The organism is Limnohabitans sp. B9-3 (genome assembly GCF_002778325.1).
GTDB classification, from domain to species: domain Bacteria; phylum Pseudomonadota; class Gammaproteobacteria; order Burkholderiales; family Burkholderiaceae_C; genus Limnohabitans; species Limnohabitans kasalickyi.
In genome coordinates, this window is the sequence record NZ_NESI01000008.1 from 131,383 (window position 1) to 154,726 (window position 23,344).

A 23,344-nucleotide genomic window follows, 5' to 3' on the forward strand; every position below is an offset into this window, starting at 1 on the left:
GGGTTCAAGCTTTCAAGAAATCTGATTTTCCACCCAACCAACGCGCCACATGCTGATCAGCTTGGCGCGGGTATTGGTCCAGCATGGTTGGTGCCAGCTCTCGGGCCCACTCCAACAATTCAACATCCTCCGCCAAGTCTGCAAAACGCAGCAGCGCGGCGCCCGATTGGCGTGCGCCTAAAAACTCGCCGGGCCCGCGAATTTCCAAATCGCGACGCGCGATCTCAAACCCATCGGTGGTCTCGACCATCGCTTTGAGGCGCTCACGGGCCGTCTCACTCAAACGGCCACTGTCGCCTGTGGCGTACATCAACACACAAGCGGAAGCTGCCGCACCGCGCCCCACGCGGCCACGTAGTTGATGGAGTTGCGACAAACCAAAACGCTCGGCATGCTCAATCACCATCAACGAGGCATTGGGCACATCCACGCCCACCTCAATCACCGTGGTGCTGACCAACACCGCCATTTGCCCGCTTTCAAACTTCGCCATTTCGGCCTTTTTGTCACCCGTTGGCATGCGCGAATGCAGCAAGCCCACCAACACGGGCGCACTGCCGGGCGGGTTCAGCGCCTCGGTCAGCAAGGCATGTGTTTCGGTCGCATTGGTCAAGTCGATCGCTTCGCTCTCTTCGATGAGCGGACACACCCAATACACCTGCCGGCCTTGGTCGATTTGGTGGCGAATGCGCTCAATCAACTCATCGCGGCGACTCTCGGACACCAAGCGCGTCACGATCGGCGTGCGTCCGGGCGGCAGCTCGTCCAAGGTGGACACATCCAAGTCCGCGTAATAGCTCATGGCCAAGGTGCGGGGAATGGGTGTGGCGCTCATCATCAACATGTGCGGCTCTTGTTGAGGCGCAGAAGCGGAGGCATCGAAGCCGTTCGCATCGGGTGCCTCCGTGGATTTCATCTTCTCGCGCAACGCCAAGCGCTGCGCCACCCCAAAGCGATGCTGCTCATCGATGATGGCCAAGGCCAAGTTTTTGAACTTCACTTGCTCTTGAATCACTGCGTGCGTGCCCACCACCAACGCGGCTTCACCGCTGGCGATGAAGCCCAACATCTCGGTGCGTTCTTTCTTTTTTTGACTGCCCGTGAGCCACGCCACGCGTTTGCCCAACGGCGTCAACAAGGGCTCTAGCCAGCCAATGAGCTTGCGAAAGTGCTGCTCCGCCAAGATCTCGGTCGGCGCCATCAAGGCACACTGCCAGCCCCCATCCATGGCCACGGCGGCGGCCAGCGCGGCCACCACGGTTTTGCCAGAGCCCACATCGCCTTGCAACAAGCGGTGCATGGGCACTTGGCGCATCAAGTCTTGCGCCAGCTCTTCGCCCACGCGACGCTGCGCGCCCGTCAAAGCAAACGGCAGCACGCCCAACAGCTGCTCGTGCAAGCCGCCTGGGCGCAACGTCAAAGCAGGCGCACGCAGCAAATCGCGCGCGCGTTTGGACTGCAATTGCGACAACTGCTGCGCCAACAACTCTTCGGCCTTGAGCCGCTGCCAAGCGGGGTGCGTGCGGTCTTCCAACTGCGCCAGCGACACATCGGGCGTGGGGTGATGCAAAAAATGCAACGACTGCGCCAGCCCCCACGCATCCACACTGCCGCTGTTGGCGTCGCGCCCTTTGCCATACCGCAGCGTCGAGGGCGGCATGGACTCTTGCGGGATGGTCTCCGTGAACGCGCCGTGCCGTGCCGCGTGCACCAAGCCCCCATGCACCGCCTTGCGCAAATACACCTGTGGCAATCCGGCAGACGTGGGGTAGACAGGCGTCAAGGCTTGCGGCAGCTCGCCACCCGCCACATGAAAACTCGGGTGCATCATCGTGCGCCCCATGAAGCCGCCCTTCACCTCGCCGCGCAAACGCAAGCGGTTGCCCACGGCCAGCGCTTTTTGTTGTGACGGGTAGAAGCTAAAAAACCTCAAGGTGCAGGTGTCGGAGCCGTCGTCGACCTCCACCAGCAATTGGCGGCGCGGCTTGTAGGTAATTTCGCAAGACACCACCGTGGCCTCGATCTGCACCGTGTCGCCCTCGCGGGTGTCCGTCAAACGGACGATGCGGGTTTCGTCCTCGTAGCGCAGCGGCAGGTGCAGCGCCAAGTCGATGTCACGGTCGAGCCCCAGCTTACGCAACGCCTTTTGCGGCGCGGAAAGCGGCTTGTTGTCTGTTTTGACGGTGACGGTGGGCTGAGCAGCTGGCATGGGCTGTGATTGTGCCCCGCCGCTTGAGAACTAGAACTGGTAACCCAAACGCACGCCTAGGCCGTGGCCGCCTGCTTCGCGGTTCGGAGCGTCCGTGATGAGACGGTTGTAGATGTCTAAGCTGTTGTAGCTCCACTGCACCGCTGTGAAAACGCCCTTCGCCCAGTCATGACGCCAACTGGCAGATATGTTTTTGTTTTTGTAGATGAAGTAATTGCGATATGTGTAATAGCCGGGCAACGGGTAGGACGTGTCGGTGTAAGAGTTGTCGTAGATGTAGCGAGACACAGCGAGTGCAAACACATCTTGCGGTGAATGCCAATAATTCACCTCCACAACATCCGAACGACGGGCTAAATCAACCCCTCCCAAATAACTCGGCCGAAGGCTCCCAGGCACAGACCGATTGTTAGAACGCATGTCATGCCTAAGCGTTTGCAAACGCAGTTGCACTTGGGGTGCCACGTAAAAAGCACCACCTAAAAACACCATGTTGTAGCTCTGATGAACGCGAAAAGACTCCGTATTCCAACTGCCGAACACGTACTCCGACTGATCCGCATGGAGCAAGCCCAAGCGCAATTCAGAAGCTGTCTCTAAATTTTGAATACTGACAGACAGGCCTTTTTTGCTGTTGCGATCAATGTGCGCATTGTCATAAGGCACATTCGAAAACTCGGTCGTGTTGTAGTTCAACAGCAAGGGTCGATAGATACCAGCCAACCCCTGAACACGATAGCTGCCCACAGGCGCACTGGCATACACCTGCAAGCCCGGCGCCCCCCCACCGGCATCACTCGTGGTCTTTACCGTACAAAACGGGTCGTTTTCGCGCACCCATGGTGAGTCGACGTCGTACGTTCGGCACCAACTGGTTTTGTAGCTCACCACCCCAGCCTTAAATCCCAGGCTGGGAGACACCGACCAATCCAAACTCATTTCATCCACATGCGTGCCCATGGCCTGATCGGCGCGCACTTTTAGGCTCAGCACCGCATGGCGATGCACCGTCATTTGTCCATCAAACGTGAGCCACGGCGACACTGATTTGTAATGCCATTGCGAGTTGGTTGGCAGCATCAGCAAAGTCTCTGGCGTTTTAGGGCTCAAGCGCCAGGCATCTACCCCCACCTTTGCAACATGTGTGCTGAACACATCTGCGTCATCGCCCAGCACCTGTGCGTGCGCCCCTGCATTGAAAAACCACAGGCACAAACACACCAGCCAAGGAGCTGACAACACCGCAAATGCCTGCTGGAAGATAAGCCGCCCCCCGCAGGTGACGAGGAATTGAGGGTTAGACATAGGCAACAAGTACGAAGTAAACTTTATTGAAACAATTGTTGCCTATATTTAATTCTAAAAATCTACATTATTGTCATGAAATACAAAATTTGGACCTTCACTTTATCGGCCTTGTTCGTTTTAAACGGCTGCGGCGGCGGCGAAGACTGGGCCAGCAAAGACCCCAGCGCACTAGCGACCTCCGCCAAAAGCTTTGATATTTCCACCGCTTGGACCCAATTCAACTTAGTGCCTAACACCAAACAAATGACGGTCAGTGGGTCATGCTCGGGGACCTACATCATCTCCAACACGGCGGCCACCTATTTATCTGACACTGATCGCTACAACTTATCCACCATCAACGGACTTTACGAGGTATGTAGCCCTGAATTCATGAGTCAACAAGGACCCCATTACGTCACCTCCGTGCATTACTTCGACTATCAAAATTCAAAACTCACGAATTTCAAATACGACTATGGCTACGCATCCAGCGTCTGGCGCTTACCTGCCAACCTCCCGTCGGCAGCAAAAGTAGGCCACACCGGATTAATTGGCGTGCTAGACAACTACACAAGTACCGACTTAAGCACAAAAGCAGGCGTAGAAGAATGGCGCTACAGCATCGAGCAAAACACGGCAACCACCGTCGTCTTTAATCTGATCGTCACGGCTTACGACACCAACACATCCGTCTCTGCAACTGACTATTTGGCGGCCCCTGTCATCCAAACAGAACAGTACCGATACGTCGTCACACCAGCCAACACAATGACACTCCGCTCTTACGACATTGAGCAGCCAGGCGGTTTCAGAGCCACCGCCAAGTAACGAGCAATCAACCCTTCGCCGGTTGAACCTGCGCCACATCGCGCACCCGCTCAAACAACTCAAACACCGTCAGCCCCAACCCCACCGCGATGACCTCCATCGCATTGAGGGTGGGGTTCGCCTGCCCGTTCTCAATGCGGCTGAGGTAGGTTTGATAAAAACCACACTTTTCGCTGAACTCGACCTGCGTCAGCCCCTGCGCTTGCCGCAAGGCACGCACGCATTGACCAAAAGATTGTTGGAGCGAAGGTTTCACGCATGGGAATGTCCCAATTTATGCCTAATTCACATACACACTAATTCACATATAAAATCAAACAGACAAATTTCGTCAACTAAGGGTTTTTATGCGTATTGTTAAATTTTTGGCTCTTTTATCAACTTTGACCTTGATGGCATGCGGTGGCGGGGGAGGTGATGGTTCGAACGGGCCCGTTGTATCAGCTAACAGCTTTGACATCCAATCTGGATGGACACGTTTAATTGCCAACGGTTATACAAAAACGCTGACAGTTAGTGGTTCATGCTCAGGCACATACACAGTCACTCAAGGTGCAGCAACAACTGGGGCAACATTTGAAAACACAGTAGCCCTATCTAGCAACAACGCGACCAGTATGACCCTTACTAACTGCAGCCCAGCCTCCTCCGTTGACACCGCAATTGACTACTACGACTCAAACTACCGCCCTTTGGGATATTCGGCGGTTGATGGGGATTACGCAGTTTGGACTGGTACGCCCGCACTACCAACAGCGGCAAAAGTTAGTGATGTCGCTACGGTGGGAAGTGCAAACAGATACGCGAGCAGTTCCAAAGTTACCCCAAGAGGACGGCAAGACGCAACCCTCGTCATGGAACCAGATACAGCAACAACAGCAATTGCAAATCTCGTCTTGAAGTACTACACAACATCCAACGTACTTGAGCAAACGCAACAACAGCGCTTCCGCGTCGCTGCCGATGGCAGCCTGACACTTATCTCTATTGATGTTCAATTTGCAAACGGATCAACCACGCACTTAGTTATGAACTAAGGCCAAGCGGCAAAGACCCCAAAACAGCCGTGCGAAAATCACGGCTGTTTTTACTTGGAACGGGCCCGTCCGGCCCTCAAGCGCATGCTTCACACCTACACCCTCAGCGATTTCGATTTCCTTCTGCCTGAGACGCTGATCGCCCAACACCCCACCGCCGAACGCAGCGCCTCTCGTTTGCTCGATGGCCGCTCGGCCCACTTGGTCGACCGCACGTTCAAAGACCTCCCCTCCCTCCTCAAAGCTGGCGACTTGCTGGTGTTCAACGACACCCAAGTGGTCAAAGCCCGTTTGTTTGGCGAAAAGGCCACGGGCGGCAAGCTCGAACTCTTGGTCGAGCGCGTGCTCACAGGCAACGAGGTGGTGGCGCACATGAAAGTGAGCAAAAAGCCGCAGGTCGGTGCCGTGATGGTCATGGCCGGTGGTTTGCGCAATGGCGGCTTCACGGCCACGCTTTTGGGCCGCTGGCCCAACGAAGACGGACAACTGTTTCGCTTCAAGCTCAGCGACGAGCCGCACACGCTGATGCAGCGCCACGGCCACATGCCGCTGCCGCCCTACATTGAACGTCACCAAAACACGTCTGACGCGCAGCACGAAACTGCTGAAGACAAAGCCGAGGACGAGCGCCGTTACCAAACCGTGTTTGCCAAACACCCAGGCGCCGCCGCCGCACCCACGGCCGCACTGCACTTTGACGAAGGCGTATTGCAAGGGCTAGAGGCTCAAGGTGTGACACGCGCCAGCGTGACGCTGCATGTGGGCGCAGGCACGTTTCAGCCGGTGAAGACCGAGAACTTGGCCGAGCACCGCATGCACAGCGAGTGGTACAACATCCCGCCCGAAACCGTGCAAGCCATTGCCGACTGCCGCGCACGCGGTGGCCGCGTGGTGGCTGTGGGCACGACCAGCGTGCGCACACTGGAGAGCTGGGCGCAAAGTGGGCTGACCAGTGGCGACACACAAATCTTCATCACGCCAGGCTTTAAGTACCAAGTGGTGGATGTGCTGATCACCAACTTCCATCTCCCCAAAAGCACCTTGCTCATGTTGGTCAGCGCATTTGCAGGCTTTGAGCACATGCACGCGCTGTACCGCCACGCGATTGCCAACCAATACCGATTCTTCAGCTACGGTGACGCCATGCTGTTAGAGAAAACCACCGCATCAAGAACCGCTTGAAAGACCGACCATGTTGAAGTTTGACGCTCTCACCAAAGACGCCCCTGCCGCCGACGGCAGCTATGCGGGCAGCCACGCACGCCGCGGCACACTCACGCTCAACCATGGCGTGGTGCAAACGCCCATCTTCATGCCCGTGGGCACGTACGGCACCGTCAAAGGCGTGATGCCTCGCAGCCTCGAAGAAATGGGCGCACAAATCATTTTGGGTAACACCTTTCACCTGTGGATGCGCCCCGGCCTGGACGTGATGCAAAGCTTTGGTGGCCTGCACGAGTTTGAGCGTTGGAACAAACCCATCCTCACGGACAGCGGTGGTTTTCAGGTGTGGTCACTCGGCGCGATGCGCAAGATCACCGAAGAAGGCGTGACGTTTGCATCGCCCGTGAACGGCGACAAGCTGTTCATGTCGCCCGAGGTGAGCATGCAAATTCAAACCACGCTCAACAGCGACATCGTGATGCAGCTGGACGAGTGCACGCCGTACGAAACCAAAGGCCATCTCACCACCGAAGCAGAAGCCCGCAAGTCGATGGAAATGAGCCGCCGCTGGGCCGTGCGCAGCAAGGACGAATTTGCGCGCTTAGAAAACCCCAATGCGCTGTTTGGCATCGTGCAAGGCGGCATGTTCACCAACCTGCGCCAAGAGTCGCTGGACGCACTGGTGGACATGAACTTCCCCGGCTACGCCATTGGCGGCGTGAGCGTGGGCGAGCCCAAAGACGAAATGCTAGAAATCATGGCGCACACGCCACACCGTTTGCCCGAGCACAAGCCGCGCTACCTGATGGGCGTGGGCACCCCCGAAGACTTGGTGCAAGGCGTGGCCGATGGCGTGGACATGTTTGACTGCGTCATGCCCACACGCAACGCGCGCAACGGCACTTTGTTCACTCGTTTCGGCGATTTGAAAATTCGCAACGCCCGCCACAAAGCCGACCACGGTCCGCTGGACAGCACATGTACGTGCTATGCCTGCGCAGGCCACACGCGACCTGACGGCACAACGAGTGGTGGCTTTAGCCGAGCCTACTTGCACCACCTCGACCGCTGCGGCGAGATGCTCGGCCCTATGCTGGCCACCGTGCACAACCTGCATTACTACCTCAACCTGATGCGCGAGGTGCGCGAGGCTTTGGACGCGGGCCAATTTGGTACGTTCCGAGCCCAGTTCAAAGCAGATCGCGCACGCGGCGTGTAAACCGCGCCGCGAGGGGCTAAACGGCGATCACGCCTCCGTGGTGAACACCGTCAACACGCCGGTGTAACCGTGCAGCTCTTGGTGCGCAATTTCGCCCCCAGCAAAAAAGCCCACCAAAGGCACATCGCCCAAAGCACGACGCACGATGTGCATCTCGGCACTGGGCGCGCCAAAATGCGGACCACCACGCCCTGCGCAACTGACGTAAATGGCACCCGCCATGCGCCGCGCCGGATGCGGCATGGCCGAAGTCTCGGCGCTCAAAACGCCGGCCAACTCCGCCGTCATTTCTTCGGGCTCTAGAGCCTCGCGTATTTCCGCACAGATGCGCGTCAAATCGGCGCGTGCAGCTGCGGCGTTACGTTGGCAAAACGTCAAGCGCATGCCCGCCTCCACAGGCTGGCCAACGGCCACCGCTTCTTTATCAGGATCAATGCCAATGATGTGACGCACCAACACCGCCTCGTCAAACTCGCCCGTGCGCTTGATGGCGGGGTGGCCTGGGGCGTCTTGTGCGGCAGAAAGGCCCACCAAGGTCGAACGCACCTTCGGGATGGCCGTCTGTCGATCGGCGATGTTGATTTGCAGGTCGCGCTCTAAAACCGACATCGCTGACTCACCGTCCAGCGTGAGCACCACATTGTTATCGGCGCGAGTGATGGTGTGCACCTTGGCCACCGGCACACACCCTTGCGTGACGCGCGAAATCATGGCCACCTCAGCATCAAACGCCACACCACTCAAACCGCCATGAAACACCCCTGTGGCTTGGCCTTGACCGGCCACATTGCCGTCGCCATTCAACGCAAACTGAACCACATCTGTGCGACTGGATGCCAGCCCCCCAAATACATAACCACTGGCCGTGCGTTGCGCCAACTCGGCAATCAGCTCAGGCATATCAGGCGTCTGCGCATCGGCATGCAAGAGCGCGGTGTGCGGCTCGAAATGGCTGCCGCGCAAACTACCTGTGCCGGCATGCGCGAGCGGGGCCACGCCGCTGAACACACGGTAGTGTTCGGGCGCAATGTCACACAACATCACGCTCAAAGCGGGCTCGTCAAAGTACTCCACGTTGTTGGCCGCAATACCCACGCCCACCGTGCCTGACCAGTCGGTCACCTCGGGCAACTCAGCACTCAAGAACGACAGGATGTTGGCGGCTTCGGAGGCGTAGCGGTCCGTGATGTAGAGCAAGCCCAAGTGCGGCGCAGAGGCGTAGTCGGGCAGTGCCATGTGGGCACGCAATTGCGCCAGCACCAAGCCAGCCGCCATTTGCCATTGCGGGTGCGTGGCGTGACCATAGGGAAAGAGCTTCATCGTGCGGCCGGTTTGCTGTTGCGTGTGCCAGCGGTTTTTGTAGCTGTTTTTGCTGCGGGCTTGGCAGCACTCGCTCGCTTCGCCGCAGGTTTGCGCACACGCTTCGCCGCTGGCTTGGTCTTCGCTTTAGGTGAGGTGGCGGCCTTCGCAGACGGGGTCTTTGCTGCGCTAGCGTTGGTGTGTGCACTGGCACGCTGGGCCATGTCGGTCATGGCGTGCTTGGCGATGTTTTGGAACTGATCCGTCAGCGCACCCCACCAATGCGCAGGGTCAATACCCGCCGCTTTAGTTTGACCTTCTTGCGGTTTGGCCTCTGGCTCGGGTTCGGGAGCCGCTGCAGCTTGCGGCGCCGGTTCTGTAGCCGCTTCTGGTGCCGATGTGAAAGTAAAAGGCGATGCCGCGGTCGTCGCCTGAGGCTTGACTTTCAGCGACTCAGCCAAGTCGTTGAAACTCATGTTCATGCCTTTCAAGGTGGCCAAGGTCATGCGCTGAACTTCCAGCGCCTGAATGGTCGCCCCAACGGCCTTGGCGTTTTGCTCGAGCCAGAACTGCACCGTCTTCAACTCTTGAATGCGCTTTTCTAATTCTTCGGGGTCCAAGGTGGGCGCGACCCAGCCCGGGGTAGCTGCGGATGCTGCTGAAGCCGCAGCTCCACCCGGCGTGAGGTTCTTCAAAAAATCAAAGCCCGGTACGAACTGGGTGAAATCAAAACCGGCGGGGTGGGCCATGGCAGTCTCCTGTGTATGTCACCCCATTAAACCAAAACCCCAAGCAAGCTTTGGCTGACAGCTCAATGCTTGTGATCGCTGTGTTTGTGTTCGCTGTGCTTGTGCGTGCTGTGGTCATGGCTGGGCATCGCGGGTGGCTGCATGCCCACCAACACTTTCAGCTCAACGTTGGACTTCACGCCTTTGGCATCTTGAAACGTCAGCGTCACAGGAACAGTGCTGTCTTTGACCAACGGGGCCTTCAAGTCCATCAGCATCACGTGGTAACTGCCGGGCTTCAAGGCCACGGCTTTGCCAGCGGGCAGATCAAGGCCGTTGGGCAATGCCGCCATCTTCATCACGTCTTTGTCCATCTTCATTTCATGAATTTCGGCCACACCCGCCACGGGGCTGCTCACGCCCACCAGTTTGGCGTTGTCTTTGGCGGTGAGGGTCATGAACGCGCCCGTGGCTTTTTGGCCCGTCACCGTGGCTCGCGCCCATGCGTCGGTAACGGTCACGTTTTGCGCGTAAGCGCTGACAGCACACAAGGTTGTGAGTGCGGCGGCGATGAGGTGGTTAGAGAATTTCATGGGGTCTACCGGGTGGTTGGATGGATCAATTGACTCAGTGCTTGTGTGCATCAGGCTTAGGGGCTTCAACCCAAACGTCTGCCTGACACTCACCCGCACGGTTAAATTTAAGGGTCACTGGAAATTTGTCGCCCTGCTTGAGCGGTTTTTTCAGGTCGATCAACATCAAATGGTAGCCGTTGGCTTGTCCGTGTTTGAACGTGACCTCATAGCCCGCTGGCAACTGCACCTCTGGCACTGCACGCATTTTCATGACGTTGTTGTCCAGCGACATTTCGTGAATTTCTACCGAAGAAGCAACATCACTTTTGGCACCCACCAACTGGTCCGCCTCTTTGCCATTGTTTTTGATGGCGATGAAATAGGCAGCACCCACCTTGCTTCCCGCCAAGGTTGGCATGGCGTAAGGGTGTGCCACATTGAGGTCACCACACTTCAGGGCATGCGCCATGGCGCCTTGCGCAAAACCACCTAAACAAACGGCCAGCGCGAGGGCGCTGAGTTGATTGACTTTCATAGTGAACTCCTTGAAACGACGTGCAAATACCCTCAAAAATCTAAACGTGGATTTTTGAGGATGGGTTAAGTCCATCAATAAATGGATGGGGAAAGCATGTTGATCAATGACGATGCTCATGTTTGGGCGCCGCTTGTATGTCCAGCAGCGCAGCCGGCGACTTCAATCCACGTGTGGATGTGCCGCTAACTGGAATTTCTGACCACTCGGTCTGACCACTTTCGCAAGTTTGCAACAGCTTGATCCACAAGGGGCCCACGGCGTCAGGCAAACGTCCCATGAACGCAAATTCATCGAATTGTTCATCAGGCAAATTGGCCTCTTTGCTGGCAGCCGTCCAACGCAGCTCCACCACGTCTTCGGTCACGGTTTTACCGTGGCTGTTGTACGGTGTGGCAAGTTTGGCTTTGCGCGTTGCAAGGGTCCAGCCCGCTTTGGGCTGCGGCTTGGCGCCTTGAAACCCAGCGGGTATTTGAACGATGAGTCCATTGGTGGCAGAGCCATTGCAGCCGTGACCCACGCGAAGTGTGGCCTTGTAGTAGCTGCCGGCGATGGCTTTGGGCTCGGACAAAACAACGTGGGCCAGCGCAGGCGATAGTGCGCCCATCAGACATGAAACCATCGCGAATACGGAACGAAATTGACACTTCATTTTTTCACCTCATGACTCAACAAAGGCTTGCATTGACCTCAATGCAAGCCTTCATGGATTAATCAAATTTAGCCTCTACGCCAACGTAAACAGAGCGGCCGTCACCTGGGTAATAGCGTCGACCATCCCCAGGAACGGTTGTGTAGTTGGCCGCGATGTTGGTGGTAGCGGCGTATTTTTTGCCCGTCAAATTGCGTGCGTCCAAGAACCAAGACCATTTCTTATCGATGGCTTGCCCCGCCTTGAACCCCAGAATTGCATAGCTGTCGTTGTAGACCGTGTTGGCGTAATCCATGGGCGCTTTGCGTGGCACCCATTCAAATTTCGGCCCCACATAAGTCCGGGGTTTGCCACTCACTTCGGCCCCAAATCGGTAGAGCACCTCACCGCGCACGATGACAGGCGGAAAGCCTGGCAACACGTTGTTGGCCATGGTCGGGTTGTCCACAAATCGGAAATCGCTGTACAGCAGCGCCATGCGGGTATCGACAGCTTTGTCGAACACATGGCTCACACCCAACTCCAGGCCTTGGTGCATCGTTTTGGGCACGTTGGTGGTGGTGGAGGTGGTGCAGTTCGCGTTTGAACAGGCCGTGAGAAACTCATTTTGCAAATTGGCGCGGTAGTAGGTGACATCCCAACCCAACCGATGCGCCCCTTGCTGTGCCTCTCCGCGCGTGCCGACCTCAAAGGTTGTTCCCGCTTGTGGCTTGAACGCTTGGTTGAGGGTGCCTGCCGTGCCAAAGATGGGCGCTTCAAAATTGCGACTGATGCTGGCAAACACTTGCTGCGCTGCCGACAGATCGTGCGTCACACCCACGCGTGGGCTCCATTGGCTGAAGGTGTAGTCGTAATTGTTGGAGGCCAATATCGTGTCCGACACCTTGCGGTTGGCTCGGTCATATTGCAGGGCTGCTGTCCAAGTGGTGCGGTCTGACGATTTGTACTTATCTTCGATGAAGAAACTGTCGTTTTTAGACTGCTGGTCGTAGCGGGATGTGGCCGCCCCCGTGGCTGCGCCTTGGTTGTTAGACGGCTTGGAGGTGCCTTGGGTTGAGCCCGTACTGGGCAAGTAGGCTACGCTGATTTGGTGTTGATCCAACAGTCGTGTGACCTTCAAATGCCCACCCAAGGTCTTGGCGTTTTGTTCGACGATGGCATCGATGGGGTGCCACAAGCTGTAGTTCATGGCATAGGCAGCGAACTCATAAATGGTGTTGCCATCGCGCACAGAGGTTTTGTTGGCCACGCGCTGCGCATCCACATCGCGGCGACGGTTAGCTTCGACGCGGAAGGGGTAAACCGTCCCACTGTTCGTGGTTTGGCTGCTGGCGATGGAGGAGTCAGCCGCCAACTCATCTTTCGTCAAATAGCCTGGAAGCTGCGTACGGCTTCGCACGGCCGCCACATAAAACCGCGACTCGATGTCCTTGCTCACCTTGACACCAAAGTTGCCCAAGATTTTTTGGTTTTCCATGTCGGCATGATCGCGAAAACCATTTTGTTGGGTTTGCGAGCCCGCCACGTAGTAGTCCCACACATTGCCGCTTGATGCCTCGGCTTTGGCAACACCTGACGTGGCGCCAAACACCTTGTTGTAGCCAAAGCTACCCACCTCGGCTCGCACCAAACTACCAGGGCTGCTATAGCCTGTAGGCGCAACAAAGTTAATGGCCCCACCCAAGGTGGTTGCGCCATAGGTGGTGGCATTGGGGCCACGTAACACTTCCACATAACGTGACGCATTGGGGTCAACGGTTTGCATGTCAAAGAAACCATCGGCGTAGTTGATCGGCACGCCGTCTTGCATCACCTTCGTGCCGAAGCTGTGATACGTGCGACTCAGCGCCGAACCCCGAATAGAGATGCGCGCCTCTTCAGAACCAAAGCGATCTTGAATGAAGACGCCGGGTGCCAGCCCCAAGCTGTCGCTCCACGTCGATTGGCGACCTTCGCGCACTTGGTTCAAGTCCACGATGGAAGCGCCACCGGGAATGGCTTTGACGCTGTCCTTGGCAGTTTCAATGCTGCTTTGCGTCAGCGAGTCCGCCTTGCCCGTGATCACCACGGTGTTCAAAGAATTGTCTTGATTCGTTTGGGCCAGGGCGCCCGTTGAGATGGCCAACGCCAAAGAAAGGGCGAGGGGTGACAGAGAAAAATGCGTGTGTTTCATGAATGACTTTCAATGCGCGCACGGCTCACTACATAAGTGACGGCAACGCCTCAGATATTTCGGCCCCATGCATACGCCTCGGCGCAGCAAAAAGCCAACCAACTAAGCCAAAGCTCAACGCCTTGACCCGCTTAAAACATCAGAGTGAAAGTGCAGGTGGCCCGCGCGAGGGCATCGGCGGGGAGGTGACAGAGGCAATGTGTGCCGCTGCGAGAGGCTCAAGCGCATGGGCCAGCGCAGAAGGCGCAGGCTGCTTGAGCGAGGTGTTCAACGCAGGAGGCGGCGCTGAAAGAGAGGCACACAACGGGCAATCCAACGTGAGGTTGGTGGCGGCCACATCGGCATCGTCGCCCTGCACCACCAGCTTCATGCTGCCGGTGCTGGTACACACCAAGTCCATCGCTTGCGGGTGGACCATGGGCGATGCAATGGCCACACCGACCGACAACGCAAACCACACCAGCACGAGGCGGGTGACGTTGAGGGCGTTGCGGAGGTGTTGCATGGGCACAGATTCTAGCGGTGCGCTTTTAATGCGCTTGCAGCACCCGCACGCGCCCCACATCAAACTCGGTCACATTCGCGCCCGTGTTGCCCCATTGCTGGCGAATGTGGGTCAGCACATCGGCCATGTCGCGGTCGCTGAGGGTGAGCACAAAGGGCGGCATGCCAAAGGGCTGCGATTGCACATGGGTGACGGGCGAGAAGCCGCCGTACGTGAGGTTTTGAACCAAGTTGCTGAGTTGCGGCATCACCACGGCGCGGTTACCCGCGAGCGGCGGATAGGCCATGGCGCGTGTGCCATCGGCCAGCGCAACAGCCTGCCCTTGGCCTTGATCGCCGTGACATTGCGCACATTGGTCTTTGTAAATGGCAGCGCCATTTTGAGCGCTGCGCAGGCTGACTTTGCGCGAAAGCACAGGCGCGTCCGGTTCGCTGGGTTCACGCGCGGCCACTTGCGCACGCGCTTGCAAATAGGTGGCCATGGCCTGCAAATCGGCCTCGGTCAAATGCTGCGTGCTGTTTTGCACAACTTCCCCCATGGGGCCGTTCACCCACGCTTTAGGGGCACTGCCGGTTCTCAGCAAGCGCACGATATCGGCCAACGGGGTGGTGGCCAATCCAGTTTCTTGGGCGTTCAACAACGACGGCGCGTACCAATTGGCACCGGGCATTAAGCCACCGCTCAGGTCGTCCAACTCGCCGCTGGCACCCAAGCTGTCGCGCGCGCTGTGGCAAGCCGCGCAGTGCCCCAAGCCTTGCACCAAGTACGCGCCACGATTCCAAGCGGGGGACTGCTGTGCGTCGGCCTTGAACGTGGCGGGCTTGAAATACAAGCTGCGCCACACCGCAAACGCGGGCTGCGTGCCAAACGGCCAGCGCAGCGCATGCTCGGGCACGGCGTTGGCCACGGGGGCCAAACTTTGAAAATAGGCGAACAGCGCATCGGCATCGGCACGAGTCACCAAACTGGTGTGGTTGTAGGGAAACGCAGGCGCCAGCAAACGACCGTCTTTGGAGCGCCCATGGTGCAAGGCGCGCCAAAAATGCTGCGCGTTCCACGTGCCCAAACCGGTCTGTAAATCGGGGGTCAAGTTGCTGGCGTAGACCTTGCCGAATGGGGTGCCCAACACGCGGCCTCCCGCAAAGGGCGCTTGCCCTGGGGCGGTGTGACACGACACACAATTGCCAGCGCGCGCCAAGTAAGCGCCTTGCGCTATGCGGTCTGACTGCCATTGTGTCGGGTCAGCAGATACCGCCACCGCCTCATCGCGTGTGTCCACACCATCGGCGAAGTTGTCCCACACCACCCAAGCGGCAAGGGTCACACACACCGCCAACAACACAATCCATGCGCGCTTCATGGCTGGGCTCCCTTCAGAGGCGCACTGCCGCAGGTCCAACTGGCTTGGGTGACCAAATCGCCTGAGACGGGGCGTTGTGTCCAGCTTGCGCGTAGGGCGGTCAAAGTCACCGGGGAGGTGTCGGCAGGCAAGGGCTGGCGTGCCAAATACTGTGCGACAGCCATCAAGTCGTCAGAGTTCAAGCGCTTCACCACTCGCGCCATGCAGTCAGGTGCGTGGGCACGGCGTTGGCCCGATTGCCAAGCACCGAGTTGGCCGTTCAAATAATCCAGCGGCAGGCCCAACAGGCCGGGCACGTTGGGTGCAACGCCGGTCAGTTGCGCGCCGTGGCACGACGCACAGGCGGGCACACCACGCGCCGCATCGCCCTCCAAGGTGAGTGCGCGTCCGCGCGCCAGCAAAGCAGGGGGCACGCTGGCTGCACTCAAGGTGGGGGCGGGATAAGGCACCTTGAGGCTGGAGAAATACTGGGCCATGTCGCGCAAGTAGGCCTCGGGCAAGGGATCGATCAAGCGCGCCATCAAGTCGTACTGGCGGCGGCCTTGCTGAAAGTTTTGCAGCTGGTTGAACAAATACCCCGCTGGCTTGCCCGCCAAACGAGGGTAATAGCCGTCGGGCCCTGCCTTGCCCTGCTCGCCATGGCAGTAAGTGCAGGCCCGCGTGCGCTCGGCCATGCTGGTGTCAAACGCCTGTACGGTGGTGCTCATGAAGCCGCACAGAGCGGCAAACCAAATCAATTTCATGCCCCTATTCTTTCAGATGGCAGCCCAGACGCCATGCGACCCCAAACATCGGCATAGGTTTTGCAAACGCAGTCTCACACCACGCCCTGTTTTGAAACACCACAGCACCAAAGCGCACCAAATCAACCCATGAACGCCCCAATACGCCACGCACCACGCCTGCGATTGCACACACTTGGTGCGATCGTTTGTGCCTGCGTCGCACTGAGCGCCAACGCCGATGGCCTGCATGCCACATCGCTGATGCACACGGTGCTGCCCGAGATCGACGTGGTTGGGCCCAACGAGGGCACCCCACTGGGCAGCAGCGACGCCGCCTCGCAAGGCACGATCGGTGCGCCGCAACTGAACAACCGCACCTTGCAACGCCCCGCCGAAGTGCTGGAGCACATCCCAGGCATGGTGGTCACCCAGCATTCGGGGGACGGCAAGGCCAACCAATATTTCTTGCGTGGCATCAACCTCGACCACGGCAGCGATTTCGCCACCACCGTCAACGGTGTGCCCGTGAACTTACCCACCCACGCACACGGGCACGGTTACACAGATCTGAACTTTTTGATCCCCGAGTTGGTCCAGCGCGTGGATTACCGCAAAGGCCCTTACGCAGCAGGCGATGGCGACTTTGCCTCGGCTGGTTCTGCCAACGTGGTCTATCGCACGCGCATCGCGCAACCCTTTACCGACTTCACGCTGGGTCCGCACGGCTACCAACGCGGCGTGGCCGCAGGCTCCACTGACGTGGGCGAAGCACTGCACCTGCTGGCCGCCGTGGAAGGCCTGAACAACAACGGGCCTTGGCGCACGCCCCAAGGCTTACGCCAACGCAACGCATTGCTCACGCTCAGCAGCGGCACGACGGCAGAAGGCAGCTCAATCAGCCTCTCGGCCTTTAACGCACATTGGACCTCCACCGACCAAGTGCCACAACGCTTACTCGACGCGGGCAGCTTGCAGGGCCAAGCCTTTGGTCGCTTTGACACGCTGGACCCCAGCGACGGTGCCCACACCTCACGCACCAGCGTGTCGGGCGAGTGGCACCAGCGCGACGACCGTGGCGCCACACAACTGCGTTGGTATGCGTTGCAATACGACCTCGACCTGTATTCCAACTTCACCTACCAAACCGCCTCAAACGGCAGCGGCAACAGCGATCAATTTGCCCAACGCGACCAACGCCAAGTGCTGGGCGGCACACTGTTTCGTTCCTGGGTGGTGGACGGCTTAGGCCACGGATTTGCAGTCAACACGGTTGGCCTACAACTGCGCCAAGACCGCATCCGCGCGAGCCTGTTCAACACCACGCAACGTACCGTCACCGCCACCGTGCGCGACGACGATGTGACACAAACCCTGACCGGTCTCTACGCCCAAAACGACACGCCATGGACGTCTTGGCTGCGCACGGTCGCGGGCTTGCGCGTGGATCAGTGGCAAGCCCAGGTGCGAACGCGTTTGACCACCGACTCAGGGTTTGGTAGCCACAGCCACCAACTCTCCCCCAAACTCTCGGTCGTGCTGGGGCCGTGGGCGCGCACCGAGTTGTTCATCAACAGCGGTGTTGGGTTTCACAGCAACGACGCGCGCGGCACAGGTCCCAGCGCCTCGTCAACGGCGATGCCCGCCTCGGGCTTGACGCGCTCGCGTGGCGACGAAATCGGCCTGCGCAGCCAAGTTAGCGAGGCACTGCAAACAAGCGTCGCCCTGTGGCGCCTGCGCTTTGACGCCGAGCTGACTTACGTGGGCGACGCGGGCACCACCGAAGCCGGTCGCCCGAGCCAACGCCAAGGCGTGGAATGGAGCAACCACTGGGCACCCTCCTCCCGATTTGGATTGGATGCCAACCTCGCTTGGACCCGTCCACGGTACAGCGATGCAAGCCCTGAAGGGGGATTCATCCCCAACGCTGTCCAGCGCGTTGGCCATGTATCGGCCGCGTGGCGTCAGATCGGCCCTTGGTCTGCCAGCATGACGTGGCGCTACATCGGTCCAGCGGCGTTGTTGGCCGACAACAGCATGCGCTCCCAAGCCAACATCAGCAGCAACCTGCGCCTCACACGCCACGTCAGCCTCAATACCGACGTGTCGCTGGACGTGCTGAATGTGTGGAACCGCACCAACAACGACATCCAATACGCTTACAGCTCCCAGCTGGCTGGCGAAGCAGCGCCGGTGCTGGACAGACACGTTCACCCCGCCGTGCCCCGCACTTGGCGTCTCAACACACGCGTGCGCTTTTGACGAACGCCGGACAGCGCGATCAAGTTGATCGCAGATGTGTTGATTTGCATCAAGTGCGTCCAAGGTATTGCGCACATCATCAAGCGACCAACCAAGGAGCTTTGATGGACCCCACCGAAATGAACCGCATCCAACGCACGCTCGAAGCGTTACGCACGCAAGTTTTGGCACGCATTGCAGAACAGCGTGGTGGCTTACAAAGCCGCGCCGAGGTGGCCGCTGAACAATTTGCGCCCACGCAAGACTCCCATGCCCAAACCATCACCCAGCACGACATCGCACTGGCCTTGAGCGAACACGAAACCTTGGCACTCGCCCACATCGACGACGCCCTGCAGCGCTTGGCCGTAGGCACCTACGGCATCTGCACGGCATGCAACCAACCCATTACTGTCGCACGCTTGCAAGCCTGGCCTGAGGCGGCACGTTGCATCTGCTGCCAAGAAGCCCAAGAAAAAGCGCCACCACACCGAACTTAAACCCGAAAGCTTTATATGACCACTTTTCACGCCGTCGTTTGGATGGATTACCAAGAAGCCCATGTGCTGATGTTTGACCGCGAGCACGCCGAGGCGCAGCGCGTCAAATCACGCAGCCACCACAAGCACCAAGGCAAGCCGCTGGACACGCCCATCTTTTACGCAGCCATTGCCAAAGCCTTGGTGGGCACGCACGAGGTGTTGTTGACGGGCCCTGGCTTGGCCCGCAACGAATTTCGAGATTGGTGCAAACAACACCACACGGGCCTGCATGTGGTCGACAGCGTGGCCAGCGACCACCCCACAGATTCCCAAGTCGTGGCGATGGCGCGTCAATATTTCAAGAAGTTTGATGGCATGGCAGGAAACGCCGTCACGCAATAAACCATACGCTGACACGGCAACGGGCTGCTGCTATGCTTTTGGGTATGCGTAGCCTATTTCATTTCGCCTTCAACGTCACAGATCTCAACACCGCACGCCATTTTTATGGCGACTTGCTGGGCTGCACCGAGGGTCGCAGCACGGACACATGGGTAGACTTTGACTTTTATGACCATCAAATCTCGCTGCATTTGGGCGAGCCTTTGAAAACCCAAAACACAGGCCGCGTCGACGGCAAATTGGTGCCCATGCCGCACTTTGGTTTGGCGCTCAACTTGGCCGACTGGCAGGCCATGGCCGAGCGCCTCAAAGCGGCTGGCACCGCCTTTGTTTTAGAACCGCATTTGCGCTTTGCCGGTCAGCCCGGCGAGCAGTGGACCATGTTCTTTTTAGACCCCTTCGGCAACCCCTTGGAAATCAAAGGGTTTGCCGACTTGGCGACCATTTACGGCGCCTAAAGCACGCAGCGACCAGGGCTCGCCCCTGACGCTTGCGCTTTGAATTACGCCTCGAGTTCGACGATCTTCTGGTCGATCGCGCCAAACACGGTTTGGCCGTCTTTGCCTTTGACCTCGATGCGAATGGTGTCGCCAAACTTCATGAAATCGGTGCTGGGCTTGCCGTCCAAAATGGTTTCGATGGCCCGCTTTTCCGCGATGCAGCTGTAGCCTTTGGGCCAATCTTTTTTACCCTTGACCTCGACACCTTGGTTGCTGACCGTGCCACTGCCAATGATGGAGCCGGCTCGCACGTTGCGCGTTTTGCACACATGGGCAATCAGCTGTCCAAAGTGAAACGTCATGTCGGGCCCTGCATCACACATGCCCACTTTGCGGCCATTCCATGTGGACTGCACGGTGAGGTGCAAACGGCCTTTGTCCCACACGTCACCCAGCTCGTCGAGCGTCACCGCCACGGGGCTGAATGCGGTGGCGGGCTTGCTTTGCACAAAGCCAAAACCTTTGCCCAATTCATCGGGAATCAGGTTGCGCAACGACACATCGTTGGCCAGCATGACCAAGCGGATGCGCCCCAGCGCTTGCTCGGGCGTAGCGCGCATGGGCACGTCGCCCGTGATCACCGCCACTTCGGCCTCGAAGTCGATGCCGTAAGCTTCGCTGGCACACACCACGTCGTCTTTGGGGCCGATGAAGTCATCGCTGCCGCCTTGGTACATCAAGGGGTCGGTGTAAAAGCTGGCTGGCACTTCCGCTTTGCGCGCGGCGCGCACCAACTCCACATGGTTGATGTAGGCCGAGCCATCGGCCCATTGGTAAGCGCGGGGCAACGGCGCCATGCACAGCGCGGGGTCGAACGGGAAAGCGTGACGGGCTTTGCCGTGGTTCAAGGTGTCGTAAAGGTCTTGCAGCTGGGGGGCTAGAAAGTCCCAGTCGTCCAAGACTTGCTGCAAGCGCGTGGCGATGCCCGTCGCATAATGCGCGGTGCTCAAATCACGCGACACCACCACAAGTTGGCCGTCGCGTGATCCGTCTTTGTAGGTGGCCAGTTTCATGGGTGTTGTCCTCAGGCAAAATTACGCATTGATGAATTGATTTACTTAATCATAATTCCAAATTCAACCTTGAGGCTTTTATGAAAGAACGGGCAGGCATTCAATCCGTCGAAGTCGGCTTTTCACTGCTCGACGTGCTGGCCAAAGCTGAGGGCCCGTTGATGCTGCGCGATTTGGCGGCTGCGGCCCAAATGAGCGCCGCCAAAGCCCACCGTTACTTGGTGAGTTTTCAGCGTTTGGGGTTGGTTCAGCAAGACGGGGCCAGCACACGCTACGACTTAGGCCCCGCAGCGCTTCAACTGGGCCTGGCCTCGTTGTCGCGCCTCGACCCCGTCAAATTGGCGCGCGAGCGGATGCCCGCCTTGATGACGCAAATCGGGCACACCGTGGCGTTGGCCGTGTGGGGCAACCAAGGCCCCACCATCATCCACTGGCAAGAGTCGCCGCACGCCATGACGATTTTGCGTTTGGGCGACGTGATGCCCTTGCTCACCTCGGCCACAGGTCGCTGTTTTGCCGCCTACATGCCGAAAGACCTGACGGGACCGATGCTGAAAACCGAAATCGCCAACGCGCAAAAAATGAAACGCCGCGATGTGCCCACTACCCAAGCCGAGGCCAAAGCCATGTTCGACGACGTGCGTCAACGGGGCATCGCCCGCGTGGTCGATGCACTGCTGCCGGGCGTGGTGGGCTTTTGTGCCCCCGTGTTCGACTCGGACGGCCACTTGGTGCTGGGCATGGTGTCGCTGGGCCCCGCCTCGAACTTTGAAGCCGATTGGGACGGCGCGCCCGCCCAAGCATTGCGCCAAGCCGCGCAATTGCTGTCCGCCGAATTAGGGCACCACGCAGCTTGACACGCGGATTCATGCCACCGTGTTGACCACGCCCACCTACCCCTACCTCAAGCGCTCACACGCGACCCTGCTGGTGCTGGCTGTGGTTTTTGTTCACTGGTGGCTGCTCGCAGGCGCACCGCTGTGGTGGTCACCCGAAAAGCGGCAAACCCTGCGCCCCCAAGCCATGGTGACACGCACCATCGAGACCAGCACGCCACGCGCTGCACAAGTGCCAACCGTGAAGCCCAACCGAGCGGTGCGCACACCGACCGATCTGCCCAAACCAGCGCCAGACCCGATCGACCCCAAAGAACAAAACACGTCACCAGAGTACAACACCACGACGCCGAACCCAGCGCCAACGGCGCCCGCCAAGCCAGACACGCAGCCCTTGGCCGCACCTCAAGAACTGGCCGACTTGACCGCCCCCGTTGCCCTCCCCGCCCGAAGCGCCTCCGCCGTCGATTTGCCGCCTTTTAAACGTGCGGCACCTGATGCACCCGACGCCTCCAACTTGACGGTGACCACCAGCTTCAAAGCCCCAGCCTCCGCCGTGCTGAGCTACAAAATGCAAGGCCAAGCCAAAGGGCTCACTTACTGGGCCAATGGCGAGTTGCTGTGGCAGCAAGACGGCCAGCGCTACGACGCTCGTTTGGAGGTGAGTGCGTTTTTGGTGGGCTCGCGCACACAAACCAGCACCGGCACCTTAGGGCCGGAGGGTTTGATGCCAACACGCTTTGGCGACAAAACACGCAGCGAGTTAGCGGCGCATTTTCAGCGTGACAAAAACATCATCAGCTTCAGCGCCAACTCGCCCAGCGTCCCCCTGCTCAAAGGCGCGCAAGACCGCTTGAGCGTGATCATCCAGCTCGGCGCGTTGCTGGCGGGCGACCCTGAGCGGTATCCGACGGGCACCATGCTGTCATTTCAGACGGTGTCGCAGCGCGAGGCGGAGGTGTGGCAATTCAGTGTGGAAAAAGAAGAAATGCTGCCATTGCCCTATGGCAATGTGATGACCGTCAAGCTCAACCGCAGTCCGCGCCGCGAGTTTGACCAGCGCATCGAGGTGTGGCTGGCCCCCGATTTGGGTTATCTGCCCGTGCGCCTGCGCGTCACCAACGCCAACGGCGACTGGATTGACCAGGCGCTGAAAAGTGTTGAAAAGCCCACGCCTTGAATTTGCACGTTTGAATCCGATATCCTAGGGGTGTGATTTGATTTCTCGAAAGACCCGCCATGGACATGCTCTACAACTCTGACACCTACTCCGTGATGCATCTGCAGGTGCAAGACGAGGCGCTGGTGCCTGTTCGCCCTGACGTGCCTGTGTTGGCGCGCCACGGCTTTGAGATTGTGGACAAGCGCACGGGCAAGGAGTTGTTCTTAGAAGGCTCATGGGCCGAACAGTTCCAAGCCCACCTGCGGGCATGGCAAGAAAACTCGCCCACCCAAGAAGAGGTGGAAGACACCTTGGCGGGCTATGCCGAGTTGGCACAAAACCGGGTGCTGGTGCATTGAGGCTTTTCACCATCCATGACTAGGGGCGCTTTGAGCGCCCCTAGTCATGCACA

Annotated in this window: 24 protein-coding genes; 11 read left to right on the forward strand and 13 right to left on the reverse strand. The window is 58.6% G+C overall.

Annotated features, from left to right (window positions below; all coding sequences use genetic code 11):
* Window positions 1–4: 4 nt before the first annotated feature.
* Window positions 5–2,209: an ATP-dependent DNA helicase RecG gene (recG, locus tag B9Z42_RS12955; RefSeq protein WP_100133824.1), complete on the reverse strand. Its 2,205-nt coding sequence runs from the start codon at window positions 2,207–2,209 to the stop codon at window positions 5–7.
* 30 nt (window positions 2,210–2,239) lie between these two features.
* Window positions 2,240–3,514, reverse strand: a complete 1,275-nt coding sequence (locus B9Z42_RS12960; RefSeq protein ID WP_143474093.1) for a hypothetical protein — start codon at window positions 3,512–3,514, stop codon at window positions 2,240–2,242.
* A 75-nt stretch (window positions 3,515–3,589) separates the two neighbouring features.
* Between B9Z42_RS12960 and B9Z42_RS12965 the strand changes: the two genes are divergently transcribed.
* Window positions 3,590–4,327, forward strand: a complete 738-nt coding sequence (locus tag B9Z42_RS12965; protein WP_100133826.1) for a hypothetical protein — start codon at window positions 3,590–3,592, stop codon at window positions 4,325–4,327.
* A gap of 7 nt (window positions 4,328–4,334) precedes the next feature.
* Here the strand turns inward: B9Z42_RS12965 and B9Z42_RS12970 are convergent, their stop codons facing one another.
* Window positions 4,335–4,583, reverse strand: coding sequence for a helix-turn-helix domain-containing protein (locus B9Z42_RS12970; protein ID WP_100133827.1), 249 nt, complete (start codon window positions 4,581–4,583; stop codon window positions 4,335–4,337).
* Window positions 4,584–4,674: 91 nt separating this feature from the next.
* Here B9Z42_RS12970 and B9Z42_RS16140 point away from each other — a divergent pair, with 91 nt between their 5' ends.
* The 3 genes from B9Z42_RS16140 (at window position 4,675) to tgt (ending at window position 7,747) form a co-directional block, all read left to right on the forward strand.
* A complete protein-coding gene (locus tag B9Z42_RS16140; RefSeq protein ID WP_143474094.1) occupies window positions 4,675–5,364 on the forward strand; it encodes a hypothetical protein in 690 nt (229 codons plus the stop codon).
* An 84-nt stretch (window positions 5,365–5,448) separates the two neighbouring features.
* On the forward strand, window positions 5,449–6,546 hold the full coding sequence (queA, locus tag B9Z42_RS12975; protein WP_100133828.1) for a tRNA preQ1(34) S-adenosylmethionine ribosyltransferase-isomerase QueA: 1,098 nt from the start codon (window positions 5,449–5,451) through the stop codon (window positions 6,544–6,546).
* 10 nt (window positions 6,547–6,556) lie between these two features.
* Window positions 6,557–7,747 carry a tRNA guanosine(34) transglycosylase Tgt gene (gene tgt / locus B9Z42_RS12980; protein ID WP_100133829.1) on the forward strand — a complete coding sequence of 397 codons (1,191 nt, stop codon included), beginning with the start codon at window positions 6,557–6,559 and terminating at the stop codon, window positions 7,745–7,747.
* A gap of 27 nt (window positions 7,748–7,774) precedes the next feature.
* Here tgt and B9Z42_RS12985 read toward each other — a convergent pair whose 3' ends face one another.
* The 9 genes from B9Z42_RS12985 to B9Z42_RS13025 all read right to left on the reverse strand — a co-directional run bounded on the left by B9Z42_RS12985 (window position 7,775) and on the right by B9Z42_RS13025 (window position 16,317).
* Window positions 7,775–9,067, reverse strand: a complete 1,293-nt coding sequence (locus B9Z42_RS12985; protein WP_100133830.1) for an FIST N-terminal domain-containing protein — start codon at window positions 9,065–9,067, stop codon at window positions 7,775–7,777.
* Complete coding sequence (locus B9Z42_RS12990) at window positions 9,064–9,795, reverse strand: PhaM family polyhydroxyalkanoate granule multifunctional regulatory protein (RefSeq protein WP_100133831.1); 732 nt, start codon at window positions 9,793–9,795, stop codon at window positions 9,064–9,066. The genes B9Z42_RS12985 and B9Z42_RS12990 overlap by 4 nt, the downstream gene beginning before the upstream one ends.
* Window positions 9,796–9,857: 62 nt before the next feature.
* Window positions 9,858–10,367, reverse strand: coding sequence for a copper chaperone PCu(A)C (locus B9Z42_RS12995; RefSeq protein ID WP_100133832.1), 510 nt, complete (start codon window positions 10,365–10,367; stop codon window positions 9,858–9,860).
* Between the two features lie 34 nt (window positions 10,368–10,401).
* The gene (locus tag B9Z42_RS13000) at window positions 10,402–10,884 is read right to left on the reverse strand and encodes a copper chaperone PCu(A)C (RefSeq protein ID WP_100133833.1); all 483 of its coding nucleotides are present in this window, start codon (window positions 10,882–10,884) and stop codon (window positions 10,402–10,404) included.
* 103 nt (window positions 10,885–10,987) lie between these two features.
* A complete protein-coding gene (locus B9Z42_RS13005) occupies window positions 10,988–11,506 on the reverse strand; it encodes a YcnI family protein (RefSeq protein WP_233203646.1) in 519 nt (172 codons plus the stop codon).
* Window positions 11,507–11,594: 88 nt separating this feature from the next.
* Window positions 11,595–13,709 (reverse strand): TonB-dependent receptor, encoded by a 2,115-nt coding sequence (locus B9Z42_RS13010; RefSeq protein ID WP_100133835.1) that lies wholly within the window; start codon window positions 13,707–13,709, stop codon window positions 11,595–11,597.
* A gap of 139 nt (window positions 13,710–13,848) precedes the next feature.
* Entirely contained in the window at window positions 13,849–14,214 is a 366-nt protein-coding gene (locus B9Z42_RS13015; RefSeq protein WP_100133836.1) for a DUF2946 family protein, read from the reverse strand.
* Window positions 14,215–14,239: 25 nt separating this feature from the next.
* Window positions 14,240–15,574 carry a c-type cytochrome gene (locus B9Z42_RS13020; RefSeq protein WP_100133837.1) on the reverse strand — a complete coding sequence of 445 codons (1,335 nt, stop codon included), beginning with the start codon at window positions 15,572–15,574 and terminating at the stop codon, window positions 14,240–14,242.
* Window positions 15,571–16,317 (reverse strand): c-type cytochrome, encoded by a 747-nt coding sequence (locus B9Z42_RS13025; protein ID WP_143474095.1) that lies wholly within the window; start codon window positions 16,315–16,317, stop codon window positions 15,571–15,573. The genes B9Z42_RS13020 and B9Z42_RS13025 overlap by 4 nt, the downstream gene beginning before the upstream one ends.
* Before the next feature lie 129 nt (window positions 16,318–16,446).
* Here B9Z42_RS13025 and B9Z42_RS13030 point away from each other — a divergent pair, with 129 nt between their 5' ends.
* The 4 genes from B9Z42_RS13030 (at window position 16,447) to B9Z42_RS13045 (ending at window position 19,879) form a co-directional block, all read left to right on the forward strand.
* On the forward strand, window positions 16,447–18,558 hold the full coding sequence (locus tag B9Z42_RS13030) for a TonB-dependent receptor (RefSeq protein ID WP_100133838.1): 2,112 nt from the start codon (window positions 16,447–16,449) through the stop codon (window positions 18,556–18,558).
* A gap of 104 nt (window positions 18,559–18,662) precedes the next feature.
* Window positions 18,663–19,037: a TraR/DksA family transcriptional regulator gene (locus B9Z42_RS13035; RefSeq protein ID WP_100133839.1), complete on the forward strand. Its 375-nt coding sequence runs from the start codon at window positions 18,663–18,665 to the stop codon at window positions 19,035–19,037.
* A 15-nt stretch (window positions 19,038–19,052) separates the two neighbouring features.
* Window positions 19,053–19,421 (forward strand): hypothetical protein, encoded by a 369-nt coding sequence (locus B9Z42_RS13040; RefSeq protein ID WP_100133840.1) that lies wholly within the window; start codon window positions 19,053–19,055, stop codon window positions 19,419–19,421.
* A 44-nt stretch (window positions 19,422–19,465) separates the two neighbouring features.
* Complete coding sequence (locus B9Z42_RS13045; protein ID WP_100133841.1) at window positions 19,466–19,879, forward strand: VOC family protein; 414 nt, start codon at window positions 19,466–19,468, stop codon at window positions 19,877–19,879.
* 44 nt (window positions 19,880–19,923) lie between these two features.
* On the opposite strand, the gene B9Z42_RS13050 is transcribed toward B9Z42_RS13045, so the two are convergent.
* Window positions 19,924–20,934: a fumarylacetoacetate hydrolase family protein gene (locus B9Z42_RS13050; RefSeq protein ID WP_100133842.1), complete on the reverse strand. Its 1,011-nt coding sequence runs from the start codon at window positions 20,932–20,934 to the stop codon at window positions 19,924–19,926.
* Between the two features lie 80 nt (window positions 20,935–21,014).
* On the opposite strand from B9Z42_RS13050, the gene B9Z42_RS13055 reads away from it, so the two are divergent.
* The 3 genes from B9Z42_RS13055 to B9Z42_RS13065 are packed head-to-tail and all read left to right on the forward strand — an operon-like array spanning window position 21,015 to window position 23,291.
* The gene (locus tag B9Z42_RS13055) at window positions 21,015–21,791 is read left to right on the forward strand and encodes an IclR family transcriptional regulator (RefSeq protein ID WP_100133843.1); all 777 of its coding nucleotides are present in this window, start codon (window positions 21,015–21,017) and stop codon (window positions 21,789–21,791) included.
* A 19-nt stretch (window positions 21,792–21,810) separates the two neighbouring features.
* Complete coding sequence (locus B9Z42_RS13060; RefSeq protein WP_100133844.1) at window positions 21,811–22,950, forward strand: DUF3108 domain-containing protein; 1,140 nt, start codon at window positions 21,811–21,813, stop codon at window positions 22,948–22,950.
* A 59-nt stretch (window positions 22,951–23,009) separates the two neighbouring features.
* The gene (locus tag B9Z42_RS13065; RefSeq protein ID WP_100133845.1) at window positions 23,010–23,291 is read left to right on the forward strand and encodes a DUF3567 domain-containing protein; all 282 of its coding nucleotides are present in this window, start codon (window positions 23,010–23,012) and stop codon (window positions 23,289–23,291) included.
* Window positions 23,292–23,344 lie beyond the last annotated feature (53 nt).